The sequence below is a fragment of the Streptomyces sp. P9-A2 genome, from assembly GCF_036634175.1.
Lineage (GTDB): Bacteria > Actinomycetota > Actinomycetes > Streptomycetales > Streptomycetaceae > Streptomyces > Streptomyces pratens.
Map to the genome: position 1 here is coordinate 6,794,219 of NZ_JAZIFX010000001.1, position 25,556 is coordinate 6,819,774.

The 25,556-nt window shown below is 72.9% G+C and carries 19 protein-coding genes; 10 read left to right on the forward strand and 9 right to left on the reverse strand.

Annotated elements, in window-relative coordinates; translation table 11 throughout:
- Window positions 1-16 precede the first annotated feature (16 nt).
- The 3 genes from V4Y04_RS30775 to V4Y04_RS30785 all read right to left on the reverse strand — a co-directional run bounded on the left by V4Y04_RS30775 (window position 17) and on the right by V4Y04_RS30785 (window position 4,335).
- Window positions 17-1,282 carry an ABC transporter substrate-binding protein gene (locus V4Y04_RS30775; protein ID WP_332431641.1) on the reverse strand — a complete coding sequence of 422 codons (1,266 nt, stop codon included), beginning with the start codon at window positions 1,280-1,282 and terminating at the stop codon, window positions 17-19.
- A gap of 413 nt (window positions 1,283-1,695) precedes the next feature.
- Complete coding sequence (locus V4Y04_RS30780; RefSeq protein ID WP_332433047.1) at window positions 1,696-2,964, reverse strand: ROK family transcriptional regulator; 1,269 nt, start codon at window positions 2,962-2,964, stop codon at window positions 1,696-1,698.
- Window positions 2,965-3,078: 114 nt separating this feature from the next.
- A complete protein-coding gene (locus tag V4Y04_RS30785) occupies window positions 3,079-4,335 on the reverse strand; it encodes an FAD-binding protein (protein WP_332431642.1) in 1,257 nt (418 codons plus the stop codon).
- 285 nt (window positions 4,336-4,620) lie between these two features.
- Here V4Y04_RS30785 and V4Y04_RS30790 point away from each other — a divergent pair, with 285 nt between their 5' ends.
- The 5 genes from V4Y04_RS30790 (at window position 4,621) to V4Y04_RS30810 (ending at window position 11,706) form a co-directional block, all read left to right on the forward strand.
- Window positions 4,621-5,946: a radical SAM protein gene (locus V4Y04_RS30790; RefSeq protein WP_332431643.1), complete on the forward strand. Its 1,326-nt coding sequence runs from the start codon at window positions 4,621-4,623 to the stop codon at window positions 5,944-5,946.
- A gap of 266 nt (window positions 5,947-6,212) precedes the next feature.
- Window positions 6,213-7,775: a cellulose-binding domain-containing protein gene (locus V4Y04_RS30795; protein ID WP_332431644.1), complete on the forward strand. Its 1,563-nt coding sequence runs from the start codon at window positions 6,213-6,215 to the stop codon at window positions 7,773-7,775.
- A gap of 322 nt (window positions 7,776-8,097) precedes the next feature.
- On the forward strand, window positions 8,098-9,243 hold the full coding sequence (gene rsgA / locus V4Y04_RS30800; RefSeq protein WP_332431645.1) for a ribosome small subunit-dependent GTPase A: 1,146 nt from the start codon (window positions 8,098-8,100) through the stop codon (window positions 9,241-9,243).
- Between the two features lie 496 nt (window positions 9,244-9,739).
- Window positions 9,740-11,143 carry a DNA-3-methyladenine glycosylase 2 family protein gene (locus V4Y04_RS30805; protein WP_332433048.1) on the forward strand — a complete coding sequence of 468 codons (1,404 nt, stop codon included), beginning with the start codon at window positions 9,740-9,742 and terminating at the stop codon, window positions 11,141-11,143.
- A 41-nt stretch (window positions 11,144-11,184) separates the two neighbouring features.
- Entirely contained in the window at window positions 11,185-11,706 is a 522-nt protein-coding gene (locus V4Y04_RS30810) for a methylated-DNA--[protein]-cysteine S-methyltransferase (protein ID WP_332433049.1), read from the forward strand.
- Between the two features lie 43 nt (window positions 11,707-11,749).
- Here the strand turns inward: V4Y04_RS30810 and V4Y04_RS30815 are convergent, their stop codons facing one another.
- Window positions 11,750-12,232, reverse strand: a complete 483-nt coding sequence (locus tag V4Y04_RS30815) for a DUF456 domain-containing protein (protein ID WP_332431646.1) — start codon at window positions 12,230-12,232, stop codon at window positions 11,750-11,752.
- 188 nt (window positions 12,233-12,420) lie between these two features.
- On the opposite strand from V4Y04_RS30815, the gene V4Y04_RS30820 reads away from it, so the two are divergent.
- Entirely contained in the window at window positions 12,421-13,878 is a 1,458-nt protein-coding gene (locus tag V4Y04_RS30820; RefSeq protein WP_332431647.1) for a protein phosphatase 2C domain-containing protein, read from the forward strand.
- 76 nt (window positions 13,879-13,954) lie between these two features.
- Window positions 13,955-15,697 carry a pyruvate dehydrogenase gene (locus V4Y04_RS30825; RefSeq protein WP_332431648.1) on the forward strand — a complete coding sequence of 581 codons (1,743 nt, stop codon included), beginning with the start codon at window positions 13,955-13,957 and terminating at the stop codon, window positions 15,695-15,697.
- A 25-nt stretch (window positions 15,698-15,722) separates the two neighbouring features.
- Here the strand turns inward: V4Y04_RS30825 and V4Y04_RS30830 are convergent, their stop codons facing one another.
- Window positions 15,723-17,312: a helix-turn-helix domain-containing protein gene (locus tag V4Y04_RS30830; RefSeq protein WP_443080108.1), complete on the reverse strand. Its 1,590-nt coding sequence runs from the start codon at window positions 17,310-17,312 to the stop codon at window positions 15,723-15,725.
- Between the two features lie 179 nt (window positions 17,313-17,491).
- Between V4Y04_RS30830 and V4Y04_RS30835 the strand changes: the two genes are divergently transcribed.
- Window positions 17,492-18,136, forward strand: a complete 645-nt coding sequence (locus V4Y04_RS30835; protein WP_332431649.1) for a hypothetical protein — start codon at window positions 17,492-17,494, stop codon at window positions 18,134-18,136.
- A gap of 334 nt (window positions 18,137-18,470) precedes the next feature.
- A complete protein-coding gene (locus V4Y04_RS30840; protein ID WP_332431650.1) occupies window positions 18,471-18,887 on the forward strand; it encodes an ATP-binding protein in 417 nt (138 codons plus the stop codon).
- A 145-nt stretch (window positions 18,888-19,032) separates the two neighbouring features.
- Here the strand turns inward: V4Y04_RS30840 and V4Y04_RS30845 are convergent, their stop codons facing one another.
- A complete protein-coding gene (locus tag V4Y04_RS30845; RefSeq protein WP_332431651.1) occupies window positions 19,033-20,076 on the reverse strand; it encodes a DUF2637 domain-containing protein in 1,044 nt (347 codons plus the stop codon).
- A gap of 305 nt (window positions 20,077-20,381) precedes the next feature.
- Window positions 20,382-21,284 (reverse strand): (2Fe-2S)-binding protein, encoded by a 903-nt coding sequence (locus tag V4Y04_RS30850; protein WP_332431652.1) that lies wholly within the window; start codon window positions 21,282-21,284, stop codon window positions 20,382-20,384.
- A gap of 218 nt (window positions 21,285-21,502) precedes the next feature.
- Here V4Y04_RS30850 and V4Y04_RS30855 point away from each other — a divergent pair, with 218 nt between their 5' ends.
- Window positions 21,503-22,420, forward strand: coding sequence for a GntR family transcriptional regulator (locus tag V4Y04_RS30855; RefSeq protein WP_443080213.1), 918 nt, complete (start codon window positions 21,503-21,505; stop codon window positions 22,418-22,420).
- Between the two features lie 348 nt (window positions 22,421-22,768).
- On the opposite strand, the gene V4Y04_RS30860 is transcribed toward V4Y04_RS30855, so the two are convergent.
- Window positions 22,769-23,536, reverse strand: a complete 768-nt coding sequence (locus V4Y04_RS30860) for a hypothetical protein (RefSeq protein WP_332431654.1) — start codon at window positions 23,534-23,536, stop codon at window positions 22,769-22,771.
- A gap of 255 nt (window positions 23,537-23,791) precedes the next feature.
- Window positions 23,792-25,552 carry a PucR family transcriptional regulator gene (locus V4Y04_RS30865; protein WP_332431655.1) on the reverse strand — a complete coding sequence of 587 codons (1,761 nt, stop codon included), beginning with the start codon at window positions 25,550-25,552 and terminating at the stop codon, window positions 23,792-23,794.
- Between the last annotated feature and the right edge of the window lie 4 nt (window positions 25,553-25,556).

Below are 25,556 nucleotides of genomic sequence, written 5' to 3' on the forward strand. Positions count from 1 at the left end.
GCTGCCCGTCCGCGGTCTATCCGAACAGCTTCTGCAGCTCGCGGCCGACCGTCGCGTCGGCCTTGTCGAGCGCGCTCTCCGGGTCACCGCCCTTGCGGACGCAGTCGGCGAGGACGTCCTCCAGGGCGGTGATCATGGCCTGGGTCCAGCCGATGTTGTCGAAGTGCCCGAATTCGTTGAACAGTCTGACGCCCTCGGCCGGCAGTCCCGACTTGAGCTTGTCGGCGGACCGGGCGATCGAGACGCGCGGCGGGATGTGGAAGCCGTAGGAGAGCGACCAGTCCTCCTGGTGCTCCTTCTGGTCGATCCACAGCCACTTCACGTACTCCTTGGCCGCCTCGACGTTCTTGCCCTTCGCGTTGACGAACATCGACCAACCGCCGTTGGTGACCGCCTGCTTGCCCGCGGCGGTGACCTTCGGGAAGGGGAAGATCCCGAGATCGTCACCGAGCGCCTGCTGCATCTGTGGCATCGCCCACATGCCGCACCACTGGATGGCGGTGAGCCCCTGGTTGAGCGCGGAGGGGTCCCAGAAGTCGGTCGGCGCGTCGAGCAGCAGATCACCGCTGGTGAAGAGCTTGCGCAGGGTACGGAAACCCCCGACCACCCCGTCCGTGTGGTATGCGATCTCGTTCTTCTCGTCGAGGGTGTCGGCGCCGGACGCCCAGATCATCGGGTTGACGACCGGGTGCAGGGTGTTGCCCAGGTAGATGCCCTTGACCTTGTCCGTGGTCAGCTCGGCAGCCGTCGCGAGGAGTTCGTCGAGCGTGGTGGGGACGCCCACGCCCACCTTCTCGAACATCGACTTGCGGTAGAAGAAGAACTGCGGGTCGTCGATCATCCGGACCCCGTAGATCTTCCCGTCGACGGTGTGCGACTGGATGTCGGCCGGGTTGAAGTCGTCCTTCACCGGCTCGACCAGGTCGGTCAGGTCCGCCACCTGGCCGCTCTTGACGAGCTGGATCTGCGGATGGAACTCGAAGACGTCCGGCGCCTTGTCGGTGAGCAGGGAGGCGAACAGTTTGCTCTCGAAGTTGGAGCCCGTGATCCACTGCGTGGTCACGTCGGCCCCCTTGTACGCCTTGGCGTAGCGCCTGATGGCCTGTTCCGTGCCGGCCTCACCGTAGGCGTGGAAGTACTGGACCAGGCGCTTGCCCGACCCCGACCCGCCGTCCCGGCCGGTGTTGCCGCCGCACGCGGTGAGCCCGCCGGCGGCAGCCAGACCCATGGCCGCCCGCAGTACGGAACGACGGTCCCAGTGGTGAGTACTCAATGCCGGCATGTCGACGTCCTTGTCTCGAGTACGGCTCGGAAGGAAGGCGGGCGGGGCAGGTCACCCGGACGGGTGCGGGGGAAGTGCGGGCGGTACGGGCGGTACGGGCAGTGCAGGCGGTACGTGGCGGTGCAGGCGGTACGTGGCGGTGCAGGCGGTACGTGGCGGTGCAGGCGGTACGTGGCGGTGCGCGCGGAGCAGAGGGGGCTGCGGTGAGCGGCGGACGGCTTCCGGCGGTGGTGCGGCGGATGGCGCGACGGGTGGCGCGGAAAGGCCTTGCGGTGCCGGACGTTAACCTTCGGCTAAGGCTTCGGCAAGGGGTTGGACAAAGCCCGTAAGAAGCGTTGCGTGCCGTTCGGAATCACGAACAAGTCGGCGAATCAAGGGCGTTGAAGATCGGGGCGCCGGTGGGGCGAGGGGCGTTACGGCTTACCGGCGCCGGAACCGCGGCCTCGCGTGGCCGTGTTGGCGCGCGTGCCGGTGCCCTTGTGCGCCGCCTGCAACGCGCCCTCCAGCGCGAACGTCGCCGCGCCCAGGCAGACCGGATCGGTGGTGATCGGGGAGAGCGCGATCCGGGTGGCGGCCAGCGGGCGGCGCAGCGCGTGCCGGGTGACGGCCCCGCGCACCGCGTAGAGCAGGGGCTCGCCGAACGCGGCCGCGACCCAACTGCTGAGCACGACCACCTCCGGGTTGAACAGATTGATCAGGTCGGCGATCCCGGCACCGACGTAACGGGCGGTGTCCCCGAGGACCTCGACCGCCACCGGGTCGCCCGCGGCCACCCCCCGCGCCAGGGCGTCGATCGTGGCCGTCTGGTCGTCGGGGCGCAGCATCGGGCTGTGCGGGCTCACCTCCCGCAGGTTCAGCATGATCCCCGGCGCACCGGTGTACGTCTCGACGCAGCCGCGATCGCCGCAGTGGCACGGGCGCCCGTCCAGGACGAGTGTGGTGTGCCCCCACTCACCGGCGCTGTTGCTGACCCCCCGGTGCACCCCGCCGCCCAGGACCAGCCCGGCGCCCACCCCGGTGCCGAGGTTGACCACCACCGCGTCACCGTGCCCGCGCGCCGCCCCGAACCACAGCTCGGCCACCGCGCAGGCGCGCAACGGGTTGTCCAGGTGCAGCGGGTGGGAGATCCGCTCGGCGAGGAGGTCCCGCAACGGCACGTCGTGCCAGTCCCAGTTCGGCGCGTACTCGCAGACGCCCGTGGCACGGTTCACCTGGCCCGGCACACTCACCCCGGCCCCGAGCACCCGCGCGGGTTCGACGCCGGCCCGCTCCGTCACCGAGCCGACCGCCGAGGCCACATGGTCCACGACCTGCTCGGGCCGGTTCTCGCCGGGGCGCATCTCCTCGTCGGCGCGGGCCAGCACGTTCAGCGCCAGGTCGAACAGCTCGACCCGGACGTACGTCTCGGCGAGGTCGACGCCGATCAGGGCGCCGCCCGCCGCGTCGACGGCCACCAGACCGCGCGGACGGCCGCCGGCCGAGTCCTCGAAGCCGACCTCGGTGATCATGCCGAGGTCGAGCAGCTCGCCGACGAGGGTGGCGACCGTCGCGAGACTGAGTCCGGTGGCGGCCGCCAGCTCCTGCCGTGAGGTGGGGGACTCGGCGATGACCTGGCGCAGCACCTCGTAGCGGTTGGCGGTACGGATGTCCCGCGAGGTGCGCTTCACCGGAGGTGCCCCCATCCCTGCCGTGCCGGCCGGCGTCGGCACCGGCGCGCGGCAAGGCTACGGCCGGTGCCGACGTTCGACAAGGGCTTCGGAAAGGGGCTGTACGAAGGGGGCGGGCCGGTCGGACGGTCAGTCGCCCAGGACGTCCCGCACGAACGCGTTGCTGAACCTGCCCTCCGGGTCCAGCGACCGGGCCAGGGTCCGGAAGTCGCCGAGCCGCGGATAGAGGGCGCGCAGCTTCGCCGCCGGGGTGGTGAACACCTTTCCCCAGTGCGGCCGTGCGTCGAAGGGGGCCAGTGCCTCCTCCAGGCGCCGGACCACGGGCAGCACCGCGGGCGTGTCCGCGACCCAGGTGAAGTGGGCGGCCACGGTGTCCCGGTCGTAGGAGGGGCTGAGCCACTGGCCGTCGGCGGCCACGGTCCGCACCTCGCAGGTCTGCAGTACGGGGGAGACCGTCTCCCGGATACTGTCGATCGTATGCAGCATGTCGACGGCGAACCGGCGTGGCAGCAGATACTCCGACTGCAGTTCCTCGCCACTGCTCGGGGTGAACTCCGCGCGGAAATGCGGCAGCCGCTCGTGCCATGCTCCCGGCACGCCGAACTGGTCCGTGCAGTTGATCCCGGGCATGCCCGGGACGGGGTGCAGTTTCTCGGTCGCGGGCGGCGCCCAGGGGAAGTCCGGCAGCGGCTGGTCCGTACGCCGCTTCACCCACACCTGCCGGAAACCCGGAGCCCTCCAGTCGGTGAACAGACTCACGCTGTACGCGGCCGACATCACCGTCTCGAAGAGAGGGGAATCCAGCCCGTCGAGCGGCAGTTCGGTGAACAGGTGCTGCTCGACGTCGAACGCCGGCTCCAGGTCCAGGGTGAGTGCCGTGACGACACCGAGCGCCCCGAGCGAGGTGACCGCGCCGCCGAAGCGGGCCTCGTCCTCGCGGCCGATCCGTACGGTCGAACCGTCCGCCGTGACCAGCTCCACCTCGCGCACCGCCGAGGAGAGCGGACCGTTGCGGACCCCGGAGCCGTGCGTGCCGGTGGCGACCGACCCGGCCACCGAGATGTGCGGCAGCGACGCCATGTTCGGCAGCGCGAGCCCCCGCTCGTGCACCCGGTGGGCCAGCTCCGCGTACCGCACGCCGCCGCCCACCCGCACCGTCCGGGCCGTCGTGTCCACGTCCACCTGGGCGGGCAGGGCGTCGAGCGAGAGCAGGACGCCGGCCTCGCCCGGCTCGGCTATCGCGTTGAAGGAGTGCCCGCTGCCCAGGACCCGCACCCGGCCGCTCCCGGCGACCAGCGCGCGCAGCGTGTCCAGGGTGTGCGGGCGGTGCAGCTCCTTGGCGGTGTACGTGATGTTGCCCGCCCAGTTGGTCACGGTCCCGGTCATCGGTCGTCCTTCCCCGAGGTGCGGGACCGGAAAGGTCCCCACCGGAATTTATCGCGAGGCCCGGGGTACGTGTCGCCCGGCCGCCTCCCCGCGGGGGCCGGCCCGGGACCCGCACGGCACCGAGGCCCGGCAGCCGTCCGGAGAACGTACTGTTTCCGCAGGTCCGGGGATGTGCCCCGGATCACGTCGGGGCCCCGGCCCCACGGACCGAGGGGCGGGGGCATACCGTGAGGAGTCGTACGTCCGAGCCGGGAGTCGTACGTCCGAGCCGGAAGGAGACACGGGATGGGCAGCGGCAGCCGTACCGCGCTGGTCGAGAATCTGATGGAGCGGTTCCCGCATGTGCCGCGCGAGGCCGTTTTCAAGGAGGACCTGCTCCGGGGTGGGGTCGCCTTCGATCCGTCCGCCCTCAGCGACAACGAGAAGGGCGATGTCAAGCCGAAGTCGTACTTCATCTTCTCCTTCGACCACGGCACCCTGCCCGAGCTGGGTGAGGCCGCGCTCCGGCGTCCGCCCGAGGAGATCATCCTCACCGGCGGCCCCTACGACCTGCGCCGCACCGTCGTCTCCGTGCGAGTGAACCCCGCCTCCCCGTACCGGGTCGCCGCGAACGAGGACGGCGTGCTCGGGCTCTACCTCGACGGGAAGCGCATCTCGGACGTCGGCGTGCCGCCGATGCCCGAGTACTACCGGCACACCCTCTCCAACGGGAAGTCGGTCATGGAGGTCGCCCCGACCATTCAGTGGGGCTACCTGATCTACCTGACCGTCTTCCGGGTCTGCCAGTACTTCGGCGCCAAGGAGGAGTGCCAGTACTGCGACATCAACCACAACTGGCGCCAGCACAAGGCGGCCGGCCGCCCCTACACCGGGGTCAAGGACGTCGAGGAGGTCCTCGAGGCGCTGGAGATCATCGACCGGTACGACACGGCGAAGGCGTCCACCGCCTACACGCTGACCGGCGGCGCGATCACCAAGACGCTCGCCGGCCGTGACGAGGCCGACTTCTACGGGCACTACGCCAAGGCCATCGAGGAGCGCTTCCCCGGCCGCTGGATCGGCAAGGTCGTCGCCCAGGCGCTGCCCAGGGACGACGTGCAGCGCTTCAAGGACTACGGCGTGCAGATCTACCACCCCAACTACGAGGTGTGGGACCGCCGCCTGTTCGAGCTGTACTGCCCCGGCAAGGAGCGCTACGTCGGCCGCGACGAGTGGCACAAGCGCATCCTGGACTCCGCGGACATCTTCGGCGCGCGCAACGTGATCCCCAACTTCGTGGCGGGCGTGGAGATGGCCGAGCCCTCCGGCTTCACCACCGTCGACGAGGCCATCGCCTCCACCACCGAGGGCTTGCGCTTCTTCATGTCGCACGGCATCACGCCCCGCTTCACCACCTGGTGCCCCGAGCCGACGACCCCGCTCGGCAAGGCCAACCCGCAGGGCGCGCCGCTGGAGTACCACATCCGGCTGCTCGAGGCCTACCGCGCCACGATGGACGAATTCGGCCTGGCCTCGCCCCCCGGCTACGGTGAGCCCGGACCGGGGCGCGCGGTGTTCTCCGTCAGCTCCTTCATGGACAGCCTCCCGGCACAGGAGCCCGTCGAGACGTGATCCCGCGAGGATTGTTCCCGCGAGGACTGTGAGGGGCTGAGGAAGCTAGGAAGGCCGGGACCGAGAGGTCCCGGCCTTCCTTGCGTATTCTCCGGCGAGGGGCGTGCGCGAGGGGCGCGTACATGGGTACCGTGCCGCCCAAAACGGATACAGCGCTTGTCAGTTGTGTCGAGATCGTGAAAAGCTCACCCATCGCCCCGAGGACCCCCAACCGTGCCGCTCCAACTGTGCCGCCAGTTGCCCTCGTTCGTGGATGCAGGAGAATCATGTCCGACCTGCCGGCCCCCCAGAACGCCACCGAGGCAGCACTGTTCTCGGAGTGCTGGGACGCGGTGCTCTCGTACGCCGATCTCTGCACGGCCGGCTCCACCGCCGCCGCGCAACTTGCGCGGGAGGCGTTCGCGCGGGGCATACGGGAGGTGCGCGAGGCGGAGGCGAACACCGTGCGCGGCACCGGCCGACGGTCGTCCCGGCTGCCCCGAATACCCCTGCTGCTGACAGCCGTTCGCGCCACCGCGGCGGACTGGGAGGACACCGGCCAGGGGCACCGGCTCGATCCCGACCTCAGGCTGTGGCTCCACTCCGACAAGGCCGCCCGTTACACCGGCCCGCCGCTGAGCCGCCCGGTCGCCCTGCGCGGACTGCGCGATCTGCAGCAGGCCGACGCCGAACTGCTCTGGCTGGCCGAGGCGGAATCCCTGCCGCTGCCCCTGGTGGCCCGCCGGCTCGGCCTCGACCCCGCCACCGCGGCCGACGAGCTCGACCAGGTCCGCCGCCTGTTCCGGGACCGCTGCCACCGCAACCACCTCGACTCCCCGATGGACGCCGAGTGTCGCAGCTACGCCCGGCTGCTGGACGCCGTCACCCGCTCGCCCGCCGCCGACACCCCCGACGACCTGTCCCGGCACCTCGCCACCTGCGTGCGGTGCGCGGAGGCCGCGGCCTGCCTCCGGCTGCACGGCGGCGGGCTGCCCGCCGCGCTCACCGGCGGGGTCATCGGCTGGGGCGGTCTCGCCTACCTGGAGCGCCGCCGCCGTGCGACCGAGGCGCGCCTCGGCCCCGGCCGCCCCGGCGGCTTCGACACGGGCGGCGCCCCGGCCGACGGATCGGACCGGGCGCGGGTCGTCAGGGGCGGGCTGATGGTCGCCGCCGTCCTGGTCTCGGGGCTCGCGCTCACGGTCTCCCTGATGCAGTTCGGCGGTACGGAGGCCGACAGCGCGACCCGCTCCGACGCCGACCGTCAGGCGGTGGCCGACCCGGACCCGTACCCGCCCGCGGGCCCCGGCGCCCCGCCGGCTCCGGCCGCGGACACCGCACCCTCCGACGGCGGGAAACCGCTTGCCGGCACCGCCCCCGAGGCCCGCGACCCGGACCGATCGGCCCCGGACCAGGACCCCGACACCGACACCAACCCCGACCCCGACACCAACCCCGACCCCGACCCCGACCCCGACCCCCAGGGCAGCACCTCCGCCACGGCTTCCCCGCCCCGGACCACCGCGCCCGGCGAACCGGCCGTCTGCCATGCCACGTACGACCCGGGCAACCAGTGGCCCGACGGCTTCCAGGCCACCGTGACCGTCACCACGACGGAGCCCCTCGACTCCTGGCGCGTCGCCTTCACCTTCCGGGACGGCCAGCGCGTGACCCAGATGTGGGACGCCGAAGCGAGCCAGCAGGGCTCCCGCGTCACCGCCACCGCCGCCGACTACAACAAGACGGTCCCCGCCGGCGGAAAGATCGCCTTCGGCTTCCTCGCGTCCTGGACCGGCAAGAACTCCCCGCCCACCGACATCACCCTCAACGGCCGCCCGTGCGCGACCGGCTGACCCGGCCCGGCGGCACGTCCGGGACGGGCCGGGCCGAGCGGCTCCCCTCCCACGGTGGTGGCGAGAGGACGGGTGCGGAAAAAGGGTTGGCCGCCGGGGCGGCTCTGCCTCTAGGCTGTGGCCGGAAGTGAGCAGGGGCCGTTGGCTGCTGCTGTCGGCGCGTGTGTGGTGAAAGGGAGGTGTGACCGATGGCTGTCTCTGTGACGGGCGCTGCCCGTATCCGGACCTTCGTTCATTCCACCTCCGTGGCCCTCGGCTGACACCTCTTCTTCTGCCGCGCCTGTGACGCGCGGTGCCGGGGCCGCCCTTCGAAGGGTTTCCCTTGAACTTCTCCTCTTCTCCGTCGGCTTCCCCGCATCCTCTCGCTCCCCTCGGCTGGGACGAGGAGTGGGAGGCCGCGTTCTCCCCGTACGGCGCGCAGGGGCTGTTGCCCGGCCGCGTGGTGCGGGTCGACCGTGGGCAGTGCGATGTCGTCACCGGTGACGGGACCGTGCGGGCCGATACCGCGTTCGTCACCCCGCACGACCCCCTGCGGGTCGTGTGCACCGGGGACTGGGTCGCCGTCGACCCGGCCGGGGGCACACCGAGGTATGTGCGGGCGTACCTTCCACGGCGTACCGCCTTCGTGCGTTCCACCTCCTCCAAGCGGTCCGAGGGGCAGATCCTCGCCGCCAACGTCGACCACGCCGTCATCGCCGTCTCGCTCGCCGACGAACTGGACCTGGCCCGGATCGAGCGGTTCCTCGCACTCGCCTGGGAGTCCGGGGCGCAGCCGGTGGTGGTGCTCACCAAGTCCGACCTCGTGCCGGACCCGGTGACGCTGGGGCACCTGGTCCAGGACGTGGAGACCAGCGCGCCCGGCGTGCCGGTGCTCGCCGTCAGCGCGCGGGAGGACGATGGCACCTCCCTGCGCGAGCGAAGCCGAGAGCTCGGGGGAGGGCTCGACGTCCTCGCCGCGGTCGCCGCCGGTGGCACGTCCGTGCTGATCGGCCGGTCCGGCGCCGGCAAGTCCACGCTCGCCAACGCGCTCCTCGGCGAGGACGTGATGGACGTACGGGCCATCCGTGACGTCGACGGCAAGGGCCGCCACACCACCACCACCCGCAACCTGCTCGTCCTGCCCGGCGGGGGAGTCCTCATCGACACCCCGGGCCTGCGGGGCGTCGGCCTCTGGGACGCCGGCAGCGGCGTCGGCCAGGTGTTCTCCGAGATCGAGGAGTTCGCCGAGGGCTGCCGCTTCCACGACTGCGCCCATGAGAGCGAGCCGGGCTGCGCGGTCCTCGAGGCCATCGGGACCGGCGCCCTCGCGGAACGCCGGCTGGAGAGCTATCGCAAACTGCTCCGGGAGAACCGGCGCATCGTCGCCAAGACCGACGTACGCCTGCGCGCGGAGATCCGCAAGGACTGGAAGCGGAAGGGGGCGATCGGCAGGGCCGCCATGGAGGCGAAGAGGGGCGGCGGCAGGTAGTTCCAGGGCGTGTTTCGAAAGTAGCGCCGGCTGCCCGGAGGGCGGGCCCCGCGGCGTCATGGGGGTCCCCCCTGCTCGAGCGGAGCCGAGAGCTTGGGGGAGCGTGCGATCGCACGGCGGAGGGTCGCCCGCGTACCGGGTGCGTACGTGGGCGATCCCGACAACGCGGCTGGGGGTCCCCCCTGCTCGAAGAGCTTGGGGGAGTGCGTGCCGGACGCCGCGGGGCAGGCGGGGTTTTCGAAAAACGCCCTGGAAGGCCGCTGAAGATCTTGCTCAGGCCGCCCGGTTCACGCCGGATTGCCAGTAAACGCCAATCGGCATGAACCGGCGCAGGACGGGCGTGATGTCAAGATCTTCAGGACGCTCCTGGCGTCCACCCCAGGCAGATCCCGGCCCCGCGGCGCACCCCTGTCCGTGGCCTGGCCGCCGGCCGCTCACCTTCATGTCCGATTTCCGCCGGTCGGGGCCCTCCGGCCGGCGGAGACTGGACGGTGTGATGGACGAGGACAACAGGTACGAGGCGGTGCGCAGCCGGGACGGACGGTTCGACGGTGCGTTCTTCTTCGCCGTCGGGACGACCGGGATCTACTGCCGTCCCAGCTGCCCCGCGGTCACGCCCAAGCGGCGCAACGTGCGGTTCTTCCCGACTGCCGCCGCCGCGCAGGGCGCCGGGTTCCGGGCCTGCCGGCGGTGCCGCCCGGACGCCGTCCCCGGCTCCGCCGAGTGGAACGTACGCGCCGATGTCGTGGGCCGGGCCGTGCGGCTGATCGCCGACGGCGTCGTCGACCGCGAAGGTGTCGCCGGACTGGCCGCACGGCTCGGTTACAGCACCCGGCAGGTACAGCGCCAGCTCACCGGCGAACTCGGCGCCGGGCCCGTCGCGCTCGCACGGGCGCAACGCGCCCACACCGCGCGCGTGCTCCTGCAGACCACCGGGCTCCCGGTCACCGAGATCGCCTTCGCCGCCGGGTTCGCCAGCGTGCGGCAGTTCAACGACACCGTCCGCGCCGTGTACGCGGCCACGCCCAGCGAGCTGCGGGCCGCCGCGCCCCGCGGCGGCCGGGCCGCCCGCCGCACCGCCACCCCCACCGCCGGCATCCCCCTGCGCCTCGCCCACCGCGGCCCGTACCGGCCAGGCCCCGTCTTCGACCTGCTGGAACGCGAGGCCGTCGAGGGTGTCGAGGACGTCACCGGCACCCCGGGCGCCCGCACCTACCGGCGCACGCTCCGGCTCCCGTACGGCACCGGCATCACCGCTGTCGACGAACACCCCGGCACCGCGCACACCGGTTCCGGCGCGCACCCCGGCGGCTGGCTCGACGCCCGGATCCACCTCACCGACCTCCGCGACCTGACCACCGCCGTACAGCGGCTGCGCCGCCTGTTCGACCTGGACGCGGACCCGTACGCCGTCGACGAACGGCTCGGCGCCGACACACGACTCGCCCCACTGGTCGCCGCCCGGCCGGGACTGCGCTCGCCGGGCACCGCCGACCCCGACGAACTCGCGGTACGGGCCCTGGTGGGCCGCGACGGGGCCGCACGACTGGTCCAGCGCTACGGCAAGACGCTCGACGCCCCCTGCGGCACCCTCACCCACCTCTTCCCCGAACCGGCCGCCCTCGCCGGCGCCGAACCCGAAGGCACCCTGGGCGCGCTCACCACCGCCCTCGCAGACGGCACCGTACGCCTCGACCCCGGCGCCGACCGGGAGGACGCCGCGGACGCCCTGCGCACCGTTCCGGGTCTGGACGCCCGTACCATCGCCGGGATCCGCACCCGTGCCCTCGGCGACCCGGACGTGGCCCCGCCCGGCCCCGCCCTGCCCGAAAGCTGGCGCCCCTGGCGCTCATACGCCCTGAACCACCTGCGTGCGGCAGGGGAGTTGGAGTACTCATGAACACCACGACACACACCACGACACACACCCCGATGGGCACGATGACGAGCGCGACGGCCGGCGGCGCGGCTGTCGCGGACACCTACTGGACCAGCGTCGACAGCCCTCTCGGGGCGTTGCTGCTCACCGCCGGCCCGGACGGGGCGCTGACCTCGCTCTCCGTGCCCGGTCAGAAGGGCGGGCGCACCGTGCGGGAGGCCTGGCGGCAGGACCCGGGGCCGTTCCGCGCCGCCGAGGAGCAGCTCGCCGCGTACTTCGCCGGTGAGCTCAGGGACTTCAGGCTGCCCCTGCACACCGCCGGCACCCCTTTCCGGGAGAAGGTCTGGGCCGCGATCGACGACGTCCCCTACGGGGCGACCGTGTCCTACGGGGAGATCGCCGCGCGGATCGGCGCCCCCAGGGCCGCCGTACGGGCCGTCGGCGGGGCGATCGGCGCGAACCCGCTGCTGATCGTGCGCCCCTGCCATCGGGTGATCGGTGCCGACGGGGCACTGACCGGCTACGCGGGCGGCCTGGACCGCAAGGTCCACCTGCTCACCCACGAAGGGGTGCTTCGTCCGTAACCGGGGCCCGTAACCGGGGCCCGGGGCCGGGGGCCGGTGGGTTTCAGCCCCAGATCACCGCGCCGAGCCACGCCGCCGTGATCAGCAGGCAGGTGAACAGCTCGGTCAGTACGCTCCAGCCGCCCGAGCGCATCGCCGTGCGCGTCGCCGTCACCGCTTCGCCGTGACGGCCCAGGCGGATCCGCTCGCAGGCGTAGATCCCGGCCACGAAACCGGGTACCGCGCCCAGCACGGGCACCAGGACGAAGCCCAGGAGCGAGCCCGTGCCCGCGTACGCCAGCACCCGGCCGTCGACGCCGCCGGCCCGCAGCCGGCGGGGTGGCAGGGTCCAGCGGACCACCTGGGAGAGGAACAGGACGGCCGTCGCCCCGACGAGCACCCCCCATGTCACGGGCCGCGGGTCCTTCAGCGCCCACCACATGATCGCGGCCCACACCAGCCACGACCCCGGCACCCCGGGCAGCAGTACTCCACACAGACCGAACAGGATCACCAGTCCGGTCAGCGGGAGATCCCACGCTCCCATCTGTCCAGGGTGCCGGAGGACGGCCGGAGACGCAGATCAGGTGCGGGGGACGCGCACCGATCCCTCGCATCGAACAGATGCGCCTCCGCGTGTTCCGAGTGGCCGGTGTGCCGTGTGCCGCGCGGTGCCGGGAACCGATTTCCCGATGCTCCGTTTCCATCGGGCCCGCGCGGTGGACAATTCAAGGTATGAGTGAGCAGGGAGGCAGGTCCACCGGTCACGAGGACGACTGGTGGGGGCAGTTGTACGACGGCGCCACCCAGGACACGGGCTCCGCACCCGCCGCACCCGTACCCGATTCCCTGGACGACCGCTTCGACTCGGCGGCCGGCACGGTGAACGAGGCGGTCGGCGGCAGGGTGGACGGTCCGGCGGACGTGAAGCCCTCCGCGGGGGACCCTTCCGGCACCCCGTTACCCGCTCCGAGGCCGGTGCCCGGTGATGGGACGCCTTCCGTGCGGCCGTCCGGCACGCAACCGTCCGACGGCCGCCCGCCCCGCCTGCCGGAAGGGCCACCGTCGCCCGCCTGGCCCCCGCCGGGCAGTACGACCTCGGCGACCGGCTTTCCCGCCCCACCCGACCACGCCCCCACGCTTGTGCCCGCCCCCGACCCCACCCTCACCGACGCTCCCGCCGACCCTCGCGCCCCGCGCCCCGTCCAGCCCGTGGAACCGCCGCCCCCGCCGCGCGGCCACGTGGGCTCCCGGCCGCCCACCTACGACGCCGAGCCCACCACGCTGCCCGCCGCCGACCCCCACGAACTGGACGATCTGGTCCCGGACACCGTGCTCGACGGAGCCCGGTACGGGACCTGCACCCTGCGGGCCGCCTCCGTACGCGGCGACTCCGCGCGGTACCGGGGCGAACTGCGCCGGGACGCCCTGCTGACCGCCCGGTTCGGCAGCGGGGACCGGGCCCTGGTGCTGGTGGCGGTTGCCACCGGCGTACGGGGCACCCCCGGGGCACACCGTGCGGCCGCCGAGGCCTGCCGGTGGATCGGCAAGGCGGTGGGCCTCAGTCACGCCCGCCTGGCCGAGGACATCAGGGCCGGCCGGCGCGGCGACCTCAAGTCGGGGCTGCACCGCCTCACCGACCGGACCCTCGGCAGGCTCCGGGCGGACGCCGCCGAGCAGGGCCTCGGCCCCGAGGCGTACGCGGCCACCCTGCGCTGCCTGCTGCTGCCCGCGGACCCCGAATGCCGGACCCGCGTCTTCTTCGGCGTCGGTACCGGCGGACTGTTCCGGCTGCGGGACGGGGTGTGGCAGGACATCGAACCGAAGGCCGCCCAGGCCAGGGGCGGGGCCGTCCTCGGCTTCGGCTCGCCGCCCTCCGAGACCCCCGAGGGCGACCGGCTCACCATGGACCTCGGCATACCGACACCCCCGAGCCCGTACGAGCCCGCCCCCGAACCTCCGCGTGAACCCTTCCGCTTCCGTACGTCCGTCGCCCGCCGGGGTGACACCCTGCTGCTGTGCAGTCCGGGCCTCGCCGACCCGCTGCGCGGCGAGGACGAACTCGGCGCCCACCTGGCCACCCGGTGGTCCCGTCCCGAACCGCCCGGCCTCGCCGCGTTCCTCGCCGACACCCAGGTACGGGTCAAGGGATACGCGGACGACCGTACGGCCGCCGCCGTCTGGGAGGCGTGAGCGCGCCGGGTGTGACTCCATGGAACCCGAACGGAGATCCAGGGATTCACGGACACCGAAGGGGCACCTGGGAATCATGGCCAAACAGAACGTCGCGGAACAGTTCGTCGACATCCTGACCCGCGCGGGAGTCAAGCGCCTCTACGGCGTCGTCGGCGACAGCCTCAACCCCGTCGTCGACGCGGTGCGCCGCAACCCCGCCATCGACTGGGTCCACGTCCGCCACGAGGAGACCGCCGCCTTCGCCGCCGGTGCCGAAGCGCAGATCACCGGCAGGCTCGCCGCCTGCGCCGGCTCCTGCGGGCCCGGCAACCTCCACCTCATCAACGGGCTGTACGACGCCCACCGCTCCATGGCCCCGGTCCTCGCCCTCGCCTCGCACATCCCCTCCAGCGAGATCGGCCTCGGCTACTTCCAGGAGACCCACCCCGACCAGCTGTTCCGCGAGTGCAGCCACTACAGCGAGATGATCTCCAGTCCGCGGCAGATGCCCCGGCTGCTGCACACCGCCATCCAGAACGCGGTCGGCCGTTCCGGGGTCAGCGTCGTCACCCTCCCCGGTGACATCGCCGACGAGCCCGCCCCGGAGCAGGCCGCCGGGACCGCCCTGGTCACCTCCCGGCCCACGGTCCGCCCCGGAGACGCCGAGCTCGACCGCCTCGTCGACATGATCGACGAGGCCGAGAAGGTCACCCTGTTCTGCGGTGCCGGCACGAGGGGCGCGCACGCCGAGGTCATGGAGCTCGCCCAGAAGATCAAGTCCCCGGTCGGGCACGCCCTGCGCGGCAAGGAGTGGATCCAGTACGACAATCCGTACGACGTCGGCATGAGCGGGCTGCTCGGCTACGGCGCCGCCTACGAGGCCACCCACGAGTGCGACCTGCTGATCCTGCTCGGCACCGACTTCCCGTACAACGCCTTCCTCCCCGACGACGTGAAGATCGTCCAGGTCGACGTGCGGCCCGAGCACCTGGGCCGGCGCTCGAAGCTGGACCTGGCGGTGTGGGGCGACGCGCGGGAGACGCTGCGCTGCCTGATCCCGCGGGTCCGGACCAAGGGCAAGCGGAAGTTCCTCGACCGGATGCTGAAGAAGCACGCGGACGCGCTGGAGGGGGTGGTGAAGGCGTACACGCGCAAGGTGGACAAGCACGTGCCGATCCACCCCGAGTACGTGGCCGCAGTCCTGGACGACATCGCCGACGACGACGCGGTGTTCACCGTCGACACCGGGATGTGCAACGTCTGGGCCGCCCGCTACATCTCGCCCAACGGCCGGCGCCGGATCATCGGTTCGTTCTCCCACGGCTCGATGGCGAACGCGCTGCCGATGGCGATCGGGGCGCAGTTCACCGACCGGAGCCGGCAGGTCGTGTCGATGTCCGGCGACGGCGGATTCTCCATGCTGATGGGGGACTTCCTCACCCTGGTCCAGTACGACCTGCCGGTGAAGGTGGTCCTGTTCAACAACTCCTCCCTCAGCATGGTCGAGCTGGAGATGCTGGTCGCCGGGCTGCCGTCGCACGGCACCGCCCTGAAGAACCCCGACTTCGCCGCCGTCGCCCGAGCCTGCGGTGCCCACGGGGTGCGCGTGGAGAAACCGAAGGAGCTCGCCGGGGCGCTGAAGGACGCGTTCAAGCACAAGGGGCCGGCCCTCGTCGACATCGTCACCGACCCCAACGCGCTGTCCATCCCACCGAAGATCAGCAAGGAGATGGTGACCGGCTTCGCGCTGTCCGCCTCCAAGATGGTGCTGGACGGAGGGGTCGGCCGGATGGCGCAGATGGCACGGTCCAACCTGCGCAACGTTCCGCGCCCGTGACGGCGGCGGCCGAAAGCACGGGCGTTCAGCCCGTACGGGGCGCCCAGCGGCGGTGGGAGGTGTCGTACTCGTAGCGGGGCAGCCCCTCGATGCCGCTGGTGCGGAACGGACGGCCGTCGTCGTCGATCCGGACGGTGCCGGAGCGGCCGCGCGAGGACCAGTCCAGTTCCAGGTACCAGCGGCAGTCGCAGCCCGCGGTCGTGGCGGTCACCTCCAGCACCTCCGGGTCCTCCGCGGAGACCCGGTAGGGCATGCGGACCGCCGGAATCGGCGTACCGGCGTCGTTCCCGGCGACCGCGCGGGCGATCGGCCGGTCCTTGTCCAGGTCCACCGCGAAGTACCGCGGGGTGAGGGCGCCGCCGCACCCCTGGTCCATGGCGTACGCGTTGCCCGGAGCGGGATCGGTGCGGCCGGTCACCCGGACCCGCAGCGCCGTGAGGACGACGGCCGTGTCCGACGTTCCCTGCACGGACAGTTTCACGATCGTCTCGCCCCCGTGCACCGCCGCCTGCGTCGCCGCCCAGGTACCGGCGTCCTGCGGGGCCGGGGGCGGCGGCACCTGGGCGGGCGGCTTGGCGACGACGTAGTCGTGACCGCAGCCGAGAGCCCAGGCCTGGGAGTCGACGGTCCAGGCGAGAGGCGTACCGGCGGGCGCGGAAGAGTCCCCGGAGGAGCCCCCGGAGGAACCTTGGGACGAGGCTTCGGAGTCGCTCCCTCCGGCCCTCCCGGAGGGGTCACCGGGAGCGGCCGGGCCGGACGGCTCGCGCCCGGTTCCGGGGCCGTCCGATGTGCGCTCCGGGCGGCCGGACGAGGGGGACGCGGAGGCAGGCGGCGACGAGGCACGCAGGCCCGGTGCCGTGGGGTCCGCGGAGGCGGTCGGCACGGAGTCGGCGGTGGCCCGGCCGCGGTCGTCGGGGGAGGAACGGTGACCGTCGGGCAGCGCGGCCAGCGTGCCCACGGTGGCGAGTAACGCACACGCGACGGCCAGGACCCCCGCGACGCGTTTGCGCCGGTACCAGAGGCGGGGGAGGGAGCGGCCGGCCGGAGGGTGGGGATCGATGACGACGCCCGTGTCCAGGAGTGGTCGATCGCTGTCGCTGCCGGTGCCGGTGCCGGTGCCGGTGCCGGTGCTGGTGGTTGTGTCGCTGCCGGTAGCGGTGGCGGACAGCGTGTCCACGCCCTCCGCCGCGGCCTTCGCCCCCGATTCGGGCGTGCTCCTCGTCTCCGCCCCCGCGGCCGTGTCCGCGTCGCCCCTCGCTTCCGGTTCGGCCCCCGCCTCCGCCGTCTCTCCCGCTCGCGGTCGTTGCCGTGCCGCGACGGCCAGGAGCCAGTGGCGGTGGAGTTCCAGGCGTTCCGGGCCCGAGGCCCCGCACAGGGCGGCGAAGCGTTCCACCGGGGCGAAGTCGAGGGGGACGGCCTCGCCCGCACAGTAGCGGTGCAGCGTGGAGGTGTTCATGTTCAGGCGGCGGGCCAGCGAGCCGTAACTGCGGTCCGTGCGTTCCTTCAGCTCCCGCAGCCGAGCCGCGAACTCCGCCACGTCGTCCTGTGCCGACACCTTCACCCCGCACCACTCGTTGGGCCGAACGGGCCCGGGACGGCATCCCAGGCACCTCATATACCTGCACGTCAGACGGGCTGGGATGGTTCCATGCCCCGGAGCCGGCCGCCGAGGCTTGCGCCGGCCGCCCGGGACGGCGGATGCTCCTGGTGTCGCCCCGACGGCCACCGGACGGACCATCCGGACCATCCCGGCAGCATCCGCATCCCACCACGCACTCCTCACGGGGGACACCCATGTCCATGCACACCCGGGCCGCCGCGCTCTCCGCCATCGCCGCCCTCACCCTCGCCGCCGTCACGTCGCTCACCGTGCCGGCCGGAGCCGCACCGGCCCCGGACGCCGTCCCGAAGGCGAAGGCCGCCGCGCCCAAGTTCCTCGCGGCGTCCCAGCTGCCGCCGCACCCGTCGTCCGCGTGGACGGCGGGACCCGTCACCGACGGTTTCCCGATCGAGCTCGCCCCCTGTCTGGGCGAGGACGGCATCCCGGCCTACGACTACCGGCACCGGGTCTTCCACACCGAGCTGGACACGAGCGCCGTGCAGGCCACGATCGTGACCGGCTCGGCCGCCAAGGGCAAGGCGCTGGCCGCCCTGATCAACAAGAGGTTCCGTTCCTGCGCGGACCGCATCGAGCGGTCCGACCCGGAGATCGAGGCCGAGGGCCGGTACTACGGCTCGCTGCCGGTCGAGGAGGGCGCGCAGGTCCACGGGCTGCACACCAACGCCTCCTGGGGCGCCACCGACATCCACCTGCTGTCGGTGGGACGGGACGGCAGGACGGTCACCCTCGTGAGCTGGGGACAGATGGGCGACTTCGGCGACGCTCCGGTGACCGCCTTCAAGAAGACGACGACCAGGGCCGTCAACAAGCTGTACTGACGCCGGAAGGCCGCTGTCCCCGAGGAACCGCCCGGAAGGGCATGGTCCGCAACGGACCGCACGACCACCGCGAATCCGGGGTCGTCCTCCCGCCACGGGGGTCGGGAGGACGGCCCCGCACACGTGTGTGGCCGTTGAAGTTCGGCCAATAACCGGTCTTGACGATGTCGCACGACTGGCGCGTGGGTGACGGGGCATGGATTCCCACGGACGTGTTCGAGCCGCAGGGGGAATCGACACCGGAACGCGGGCGGGGGCCATGAGAAGGCAGGTACAAGGGGGTTGTCCCGGCACGGCGGGGACCGGCTCGGTGACGGCCGTGAAAGGGACGGCCGTGAAAGGGACGGCCGACGGGGAGCGGGCACCGAAGGCGCAGCTGAGCCGCCGACTGGGGCGCGCGGACCTGCGGGCGGTGCCCGAGTCCCGTCACGACCTACGACAACTGCTCAGACACTGGGGAAGGCCCGGACAGTCGGACACGGCCGAACTGCTCACCACCGAGCTCGTCACCAACGCGCTGGTCCACACCGACCGGGCGGCGGTCCTCACCGCCACCGTCGGACCCCGGGGATTACGGGTCGAGGTACGGGACTTCGTGGACCACGAGCCCCGGCCACGGGTACCGGACACCGACGACGGTACGCACGGCCGTGGACTGGTCCTGGTCGAGTCCCTCGCCGACGCGTGGGGGATCAGGGCACACGGGGTGGGCAAGGCGGTCTGGTTCGAACTCGACGCGGACGCCGCCTGACACGGGCGCCGGTGCAGACACCGGCATCAGCACCGGCGCAGACACGGGCACCGGCATCAGCACCGACGCACTGGACGGGACGGGGCACGGTCTGCGTACGGCCGTGCCCCGTCCCGTCCAGTGTCCGTCTCCCGTCCCGCCGACGTCAGCCGAACTGCTGCTCCAGGTCCTTGAGCTTGCGCTCGAGGGAGTCCAGGCGCGGCAGTGCCTGGGTGTCGTCCTCCGCGGTGAGGTCGACGGTCATCGGATCGGAACCACCGCGTACCGGTTGCAGAGAGGGGCGCGAGCGTACGGGCAGGACGGCCTCCGGCGCCGCTATGGCAGGCTCCGCGGGCACCACGTCGTCCGCCCGCTCCACCGTCGGGGCCTCCATGGGGTGGCCACCGCCACCCACGAGGGCGCGGTGGCCCCGGCTGATGGCTTTCAGCCGGGCCCGCTCCACCCGCTCCTGGCCGCGCCGGCGCCGGCGCGTCTCGCCCTTCTGGCGCTGGTCCTCGCGGACCTCCTCGACCGCCTCGTCGAGGCTGCGTACGCCCTCCAGCAGCATCAGCGACCAGGCACGGTACGTCTCCAGGGGGGCCCGCAACCAGCGGACGATGCGGATCTGCGGCAACGGACGCGGCACCAGGCCCTGTTCGCGCAGGGCGGCCCGGCGGGTCTGCTTCAGCGCGCGGTCGAACAGCACGGCCGCGGACAGGGACATACCCGCGAAGAAGTGCGGAGCGCCCGCGTGTCCCATGCCCCGGGGGGCGTGCACCCAGTTGAACCAGGCCGCGGCGAACGCGAACGTCCACACGAGTATGCGGGAGCCGAGCGCGGCGTCACCGTGGCTGGCCTCGCGCACGGCGAGCACCGAGCAGAACATCGCCGCGCCGTCCAGACCGAAGGGCACGAGGTACTGCCAGCCGTCGGCCAGGCCGAGGTTCTGCTCGCCGAAGCCGACCAGGCCGTGGAAGGAGAGCGCGGCCGCCACCGCGGCACAACAGAACAGCAGGATGTAGGAGAAGGTGCCGTACAGGGCCTCCTTGCGCCTGCGGCGCTCCTCGCTGCGCTCCCACGAGTCGTCCGCGCTCGGGTCCTTGACCGAGGAGCGCTTGCCGCGCGCGAGTACCGCCACCGCCGCCAGCATGCCCAGGAGCAGTACGGCGCCCGGAAGCAGCCAATTCAGCGATATGTCGGTCAGTCTCATCCAGGGGTCCCTTGCGTTGGGATAGGGCGTAACGCCCGCCATAGTGGCCCAATCCCGCCGTCCTTCAGGGGATTTCGGGGCAAGTGGCCGCCATTGAAGCGCGAGGGGGTACCCGAGGCGACGTTCTGCTCGAACTGACGCTTGAGGGTCGGGAGTTGAGTTCGAGTGGGACTACCCGCACGGGTGGTTCCGTGAATACACCTTGCGGAAGGTGGGGAATTTGCGAAATCCCTGTGATCTTCGCGGTGGCTCGGAGCCGGGCGGGCCGGCGGACGAACATGGGTGCGCCGGTGCCCGGCGCGGCGTCAACTGGCCTTCGCCACCGGCATGTCGATTTCATCGGCGGTCATGCTGATGACCTTGCCGACGGCCGCCCTGCCGTTCGTCTTTCCGGTGCCGCAGGTGCGCGGGCAGTTGGCGCAGATGTCGTCGGGGCGCAAGGTGTAGAACATGCAGCAGCTGATCCGGTCCCGGGTGTGCGCGGCTTCGCCGCCCGGCCCGGTGACCGGGCGGAAGCGCGCCGCGCCTACGTACGGTTTGGTCGCACCGGGCAGCAGCAGTTCCAGCTCCCGCAGGGCCCGCTCCTCCTCGCCCAGCAGTTGGCCGATGTACCGCAGGCTCTCCACGACCTCGTCGGTCGCCATGCCCCACAGGGCACGGCCGCGACGGCGCATCCTCGGGCCGAAGCCCGTCAGGACGGGTTCGAGGTGCTCGGCGACGGAGGCCCGCACCTCGGCCCGCAGGGCCTCCTCGTCCGCCACCACGCGGGCGCCGGGCAGCGTGGCCGCCGGGTCGTCCGGGAGGCAGGCGAACGATTCGGGGCGTACGGCCATGCGGCCCACGGCGAACCCGGCGGCGGAGCGGTCGAAGGAGACGTGGGTCACGGGGTAGCGGGGCACGCGGCGGTGCAGGAACCACGGCACGGTGATCAGCAGGCAGGCGGGCCAGGTGTAGCGGTGCAGGCCGAAGCTGGCGACCACGTCGGGGCGGGCCTGCTGTCCGTAGTCCCGCAGCACCTGGCTGTCGTCCCAGGACAGGAAGGCGTCCAGGGCGGGGCCGTTCTCCCCCTCGGCGAGAGCGTCGGCGGACACCCAGGCGCCGCCCCGGGGCGGCGCCTCGTCGGCGGCGAGTTCCGTGACGGCGAGTGCGGGGAAGGCCTCCGCCAGGCGGGCGTACGCGTCCGCGACGGCCGAACCGGGCACTGCCATGGGATCACCCCTTCACGTCTCGCCGAACCGGCCCGACACCGGAGCGGTAAAGGTAAGCCTCACCTTACCCAAGACCGTTGAGATGTGAACCGTGGGGCCCGTGCCCGTAAGGTGCTTGACGAGCGGCTGACAAGCCGCCGTAATGACCCCAAGTACCGAAACGTCCGGAGGAGGACCCCGTGAGGCAGGGCACGAAGGGCTTCGCAGGGGCGGGTGACATCGCGACCGGGCAGGACGGCAGGGCGCCGGGTCCAGGCGCGGGCACGGACCCGCGCGCGGACCCAGGCACGGGCTCGGGCCGCGCGGACCCAGGCACGGGCTCGGGCCGCGCGGACCCAGGCACGGGCCGCGCGGACCCAGGCACGGGCTCGGGCGCGGAGAGGGCCAGGGTGCCCGCTCAGTCCGGCGTACGGGGCCGGGAGGGCGACGCCGTACGCGGTCGGGACGACGCCGTACGCGGTGAGCACACCCACAGCGAACCGGCCGCCGTCCTTCCCCGGCCCCGCACGCCCGTCCAGCGGTCCTCCGTGCGAGGGCAGGTCCTCGCCGCACTGCGCACCGCGCTGGTGACGGGTGACCTGCGGCCCGGTGTGGTGTACTCCGCGCCGGTACTGGCCGAGCGGTTCGGGGTCTCCGCGACACCCGTCCGGGAGGCCATGCAGCAACTCGCCCTGGAGGAAGCGGTCGAGGTCGTGCCGAACCGGGGCTTCAGGGTCGTCGAGCGCGGCGCCCGGGACCTGGCCGAACTGGCCGAGGTCCGGTCACTGATCGAGGTTCCGGTGGTGCTGCGGCTGGCCCGTACGGTGCCCGCCGAACGATGGGCCGAACTGCGCCCCCTCGCCGAGGCCACGATCCGCGCGGCCTCCTCCGGCTGCCGGGCCACCTACGCCGAGTCCGACCGCGCCTTCCACCGCGCGGTGCTCGCCCTCGCCGGCAACGAGCAGCTGGTCCGGATCGCCGAAGACCTCCACCGCCGCGCCCAGTGGCCCCTGGTCGGGACTGCCCTCGGCCCGCTCGGCCGGGTGGGGCTGGTGACCGACGCCCACCAGCACACGGCCCTGCTGGACGCGCTGATCGCGGGCGACCGGGACGCGGTGCGGTCACTGGTGGGTGAACACTTCACCGGCGCGGTCTGAACGGCGGCCGCCCCGCAGCACCAGGGCCTGTCCGGCGGACCATGCCGGAGACGCGAGGGCCGGCACGCCCCCGAGCTCTTCGAGCAGGGGGGACCCCCATCGCGTCGACGCCCTCCTCCGCCTTGCGGCTGGACACTCCCCCACGCTCGAACATGTTTGCGCGGGAGGGCCCCCATCGCCCCCGCTCGGCCCAGCTGGACAGACGCCGCCGGTCACCTCCGACTTGATCCGCCGGACAGACCCTGGGCGCGCGGTACGGAGCCCGTGCGTGCGGGGGGTCGTGCGTGCGGAGCCCGTGCGTGCGGGGGCCGTGGGTCCGGAGCCGCGGGTCCGGAGCCGCGGGCGCTTCTACGCCGTCGCCGCTTCCGGGGCCGGCGGGGCCAGTTGGCGGGACAGCCAGGTGGGGACGCCGCCGAGCAGGCGCAGCAGCCGGCGGGCCTCCTCGCGCAGGCGGGACGCCTCCGGCTCGGTCTCCGTGTCGGCGAGGGAGGCCAGGGCCGGGGCCGTGCCGACCAGATAGCCCAACTCCTCCCGGATCCTCAGAGATTCGGCGAACCCATGCCGTGCCTCCGCCAACTCGCCCTCCCGCAGCGCGAGTCCGGCGAGATGACGCCAGGTGCCGGAGAGCAGCAACGGGTCGGCGTGCGCGGTGGCACCCGCGTGCGCGCGGCGGTACGCGGCGCGCGCCGACTGCGGGGAGCGGGACAGGTTCTCGGCGATCAGTCCGCGCCGGAAGTCCAGCAGTGCCCGGACCGGGGCACCCGGAGGGACCAGCGCCGCCGCGCGCCCGAGCGCGGCCCGCGCCTCGTCGGCCCGGTCGCGCACCGCGAACAGGGTGGCGGCGTAGGCCAAGTACCCGCGTTCACAAGCGGCGGCGCCCCGTTCGTCGTCGGTGTCGGCCAGCGCCTCGGCGGTACGCAGCGCGTCCTCGGCCTCGGCCCAGCCCGTCTCCGTGTACAGGCACCGCTCCACCAGGAGCGACGACCGCTGCAGCGCGGCGGCCGCGGTGTCCGGTGTGAGCAGGGCGGCGGCGTCGGCCCAGCAAGCGCGTGAGCGCAGCCGCCATACCGCGGTCTGGAGGGGATCGTCACCAGCGGTCGTTCCGTTACCAGACATGGCGGTGTGCGCCACGTTGCCCTCCCCGAGCACGCCATCGAGCTGTTGAGTGGTGGCCGCATCTCAGCACGAACAACGGGGTCGGGCCAAGAGGGTGGGTGAAGGATTTCACAAAGTCGTGGATCAACGGGCACGAACGGTGGAATGCCCGACGGCGCCCGCGACACCCCACCGGCGCACACTTTCCGCGCGCGCCACCCCCGCCCCGCGCGACCTCCACCACCCCGCTACCCCCGCCACGCGCCCGCCGGGCCGTCAGCTCATGCGGAGGGCCAGGAAGAAGTCGAGCTTGTCCTCCAGGCGGGACAGGTCACGGCCCGTCAACTGCTCGATGCGGCCCACCCGGTACCGCAGGGTGTTGACATGCAGGTGCAGCCGGGCGGCGCAGCGGGTCCAGGAGCCGTCGCAGTCCAGGAAGGCCTCCAGGGTGGGGATCAGCTCGGCGCGGTGGCGCCGGTCGTAGTCCCGCAGCGGGTCCAGGAGACGGGCGGTGAAGGCCCGGCGTACGTCGTCGGGGACGAAGGGGAGCAGCAGGACGTGCGAGGCCAGCTCGTGGTGGCCGGCCGCGCAGACCCGGCCCGGCCGCGCCGCGGCCACGCGCCGCGCGTGCCGCGCCTCCTCCAGGGCCCCGCGCAGCCCCTCCGCCGAGTGCACGGCCGCGCTGACCCCTAGGGTGAGCCGCCCGGCGCCCTCCAGACCGGCCGTCAGCGGCTCCCGTACGGACTCCAGCAGGGCGTCGGCGAGAAGTCCCCGCCCGTCGGCACCGTCGTGCTCGCTCGCCACCGCGGGCAGCGGGACGAGCGCGACGGCCTCGTCCCCGGTGTGCGCCACCGCGATCCGGTCGGAGTGCTCGGGCCCCGTCGACGCCGGGTCGACCAGGATCTCCTCGAGCAGCGCCTGCGCCGCCGCGCCGCCCTCGGCCCCGCCGCCGTCCCGGTCGACCCGCGCGACGACCACCTGCCAGTGCGGCGCGGCCCCGAGGCCGGGTACCAGCACCGGCGCCGCCACGCGCAGCCGGGCCGCGACCTCGGCCGGCGCGGCCCCCGCCTGCACCAGCTCCAGCACCTCCTGCGCGAGCCGGCGCCGTACCGTGCGTGCCGCGTTACGGCGGTCCCGCTCGACCACGATCAGCTGGGTGACCCCGTACAGCAGGTCCAGCCGCTCCTCGGCCCAGTCCCCGGCGTCCGCCTCGACGACCAGCAGCCAGTCCGACAGCACCGTCTCCCGGCCGTCCCACAGCTCCCGGGAGGCCGGTGTGCCATGCCCGCCGGGGTCGCCGTGCGGGGTCTGCGGGGCTTGTGCGGTCTGTGGGGTGGACGCCGGCGTCGGGGCCGTGGATCCGCCGTCGTGCACCGGGAAGAGGCTGTACGTCGTCCGGTCGTCCAGGGTCACCCGGTGCGGTCCGGGGCGGCCGCTGCGGGCGGCCGCCAGATGCTCCGCCGCGATCCGCACGCACACGTCGTCGGGCAGCCGCGGTCCCGCCTTCGAACCGGCGATCAGCCGCCCGGTGGGCGAGAGCACCCACGCCCGCAGGTCCAGGTCGCTGCCCAGCAGGTCGAGCACCACGTCCGGGCCGCCGCCCGCCGGTCCCGACGTCATCAGCCGCCGGTGCCGGTCCACCACGGCCGCGAGGTCCCCGGCCCGCTCACCGGACACCTGCCGTACGACATGCTCGGTGACCGTCGCGAAGGCCACCGACTCGTGCACCGCGAACAGCGGCAGCCGGTGTCGCGCACAGGCCGTGACCAGGTCGTCCGGGACGGCGCCCAGCTCCGCCTCGCCGGCCGCCAGGGCGACGACCCCCGCCTGCACCAGACGCTGTACGAACGGCTCGGAGTCGGCGGCGTCCCGGCGCCAGGCCAGGCCGCTGAGGACGAGTTCCCCGCCGGAGAGGTAGCGGCTGGGGTCCCTCAGGTCGGTGGTCATCACCCCGTGCACGGTGCGGTCCAGTTCGTCCTCGCCGCCGAGCAGCGCGAGCCCCAGCGCGTCGGTCTCCAGCAGTGCGCGCAGCCGCATCCTC

Bases quoted from the DNA above. Each gene is read 5' to 3' on its own strand.
- V4Y04_RS30850 (WP_332431652.1), bottom strand. From the start codon at position 21,284: ATGGCAGTGCCCGGTTCGGCCGTCGCGGACGCGTACGCCCGCCTGGCG.
- V4Y04_RS30860 (WP_332431654.1), bottom strand. From the start codon at position 23,536: ATGTCTGGTAACGGAACGACCGCTGGTGACGATCCCCTCCAGACCGCG.
- V4Y04_RS30815 (WP_332431646.1), bottom strand. From the start codon at position 12,232: ATGGGAGCGTGGGATCTCCCGCTGACCGGACTGGTGATCCTGTTCGGT.
- V4Y04_RS30795 (WP_332431644.1), top strand. From the start codon at position 6,213: ATGTCCGACCTGCCGGCCCCCCAGAACGCCACCGAGGCAGCACTGTTC.
- V4Y04_RS30785 (WP_332431642.1), bottom strand. From the start codon at position 4,335: ATGACCGGGACCGTGACCAACTGGGCGGGCAACATCACGTACACCGCC.
- V4Y04_RS30865 (WP_332431655.1), bottom strand. From the start codon at position 25,552: ATGCGGCTGCGCGCACTGCTGGAGACCGACGCGCTGGGGCTCGCGCTG.
- V4Y04_RS30835 (WP_332431649.1), top strand. From the start codon at position 17,492: ATGTCCATGCACACCCGGGCCGCCGCGCTCTCCGCCATCGCCGCCCTC.
- V4Y04_RS30775 (WP_332431641.1), bottom strand. From the start codon at position 1,282: ATGCCGGCATTGAGTACTCACCACTGGGACCGTCGTTCCGTACTGCGG.
- V4Y04_RS30830 (WP_443080108.1), bottom strand. From the start codon at position 17,312: ATGAGGTGCCTGGGATGCCGTCCCGGGCCCGTTCGGCCCAACGAGTGG.
- V4Y04_RS30845 (WP_332431651.1), bottom strand. From the start codon at position 20,076: ATGAGACTGACCGACATATCGCTGAATTGGCTGCTTCCGGGCGCCGTA.
- V4Y04_RS30820 (WP_332431647.1), top strand. From the start codon at position 12,421: ATGAGTGAGCAGGGAGGCAGGTCCACCGGTCACGAGGACGACTGGTGG.
- V4Y04_RS30810 (WP_332433049.1), top strand. From the start codon at position 11,185: ATGACGAGCGCGACGGCCGGCGGCGCGGCTGTCGCGGACACCTACTGG.
- V4Y04_RS30780 (WP_332433047.1), bottom strand. From the start codon at position 2,964: ATGGGGGCACCTCCGGTGAAGCGCACCTCGCGGGACATCCGTACCGCC.
- V4Y04_RS30790 (WP_332431643.1), top strand. From the start codon at position 4,621: ATGGGCAGCGGCAGCCGTACCGCGCTGGTCGAGAATCTGATGGAGCGG.
- V4Y04_RS30805 (WP_332433048.1), top strand. From the start codon at position 9,740: ATGGACGAGGACAACAGGTACGAGGCGGTGCGCAGCCGGGACGGACGG.
- V4Y04_RS30825 (WP_332431648.1), top strand. From the start codon at position 13,955: ATGGCCAAACAGAACGTCGCGGAACAGTTCGTCGACATCCTGACCCGC.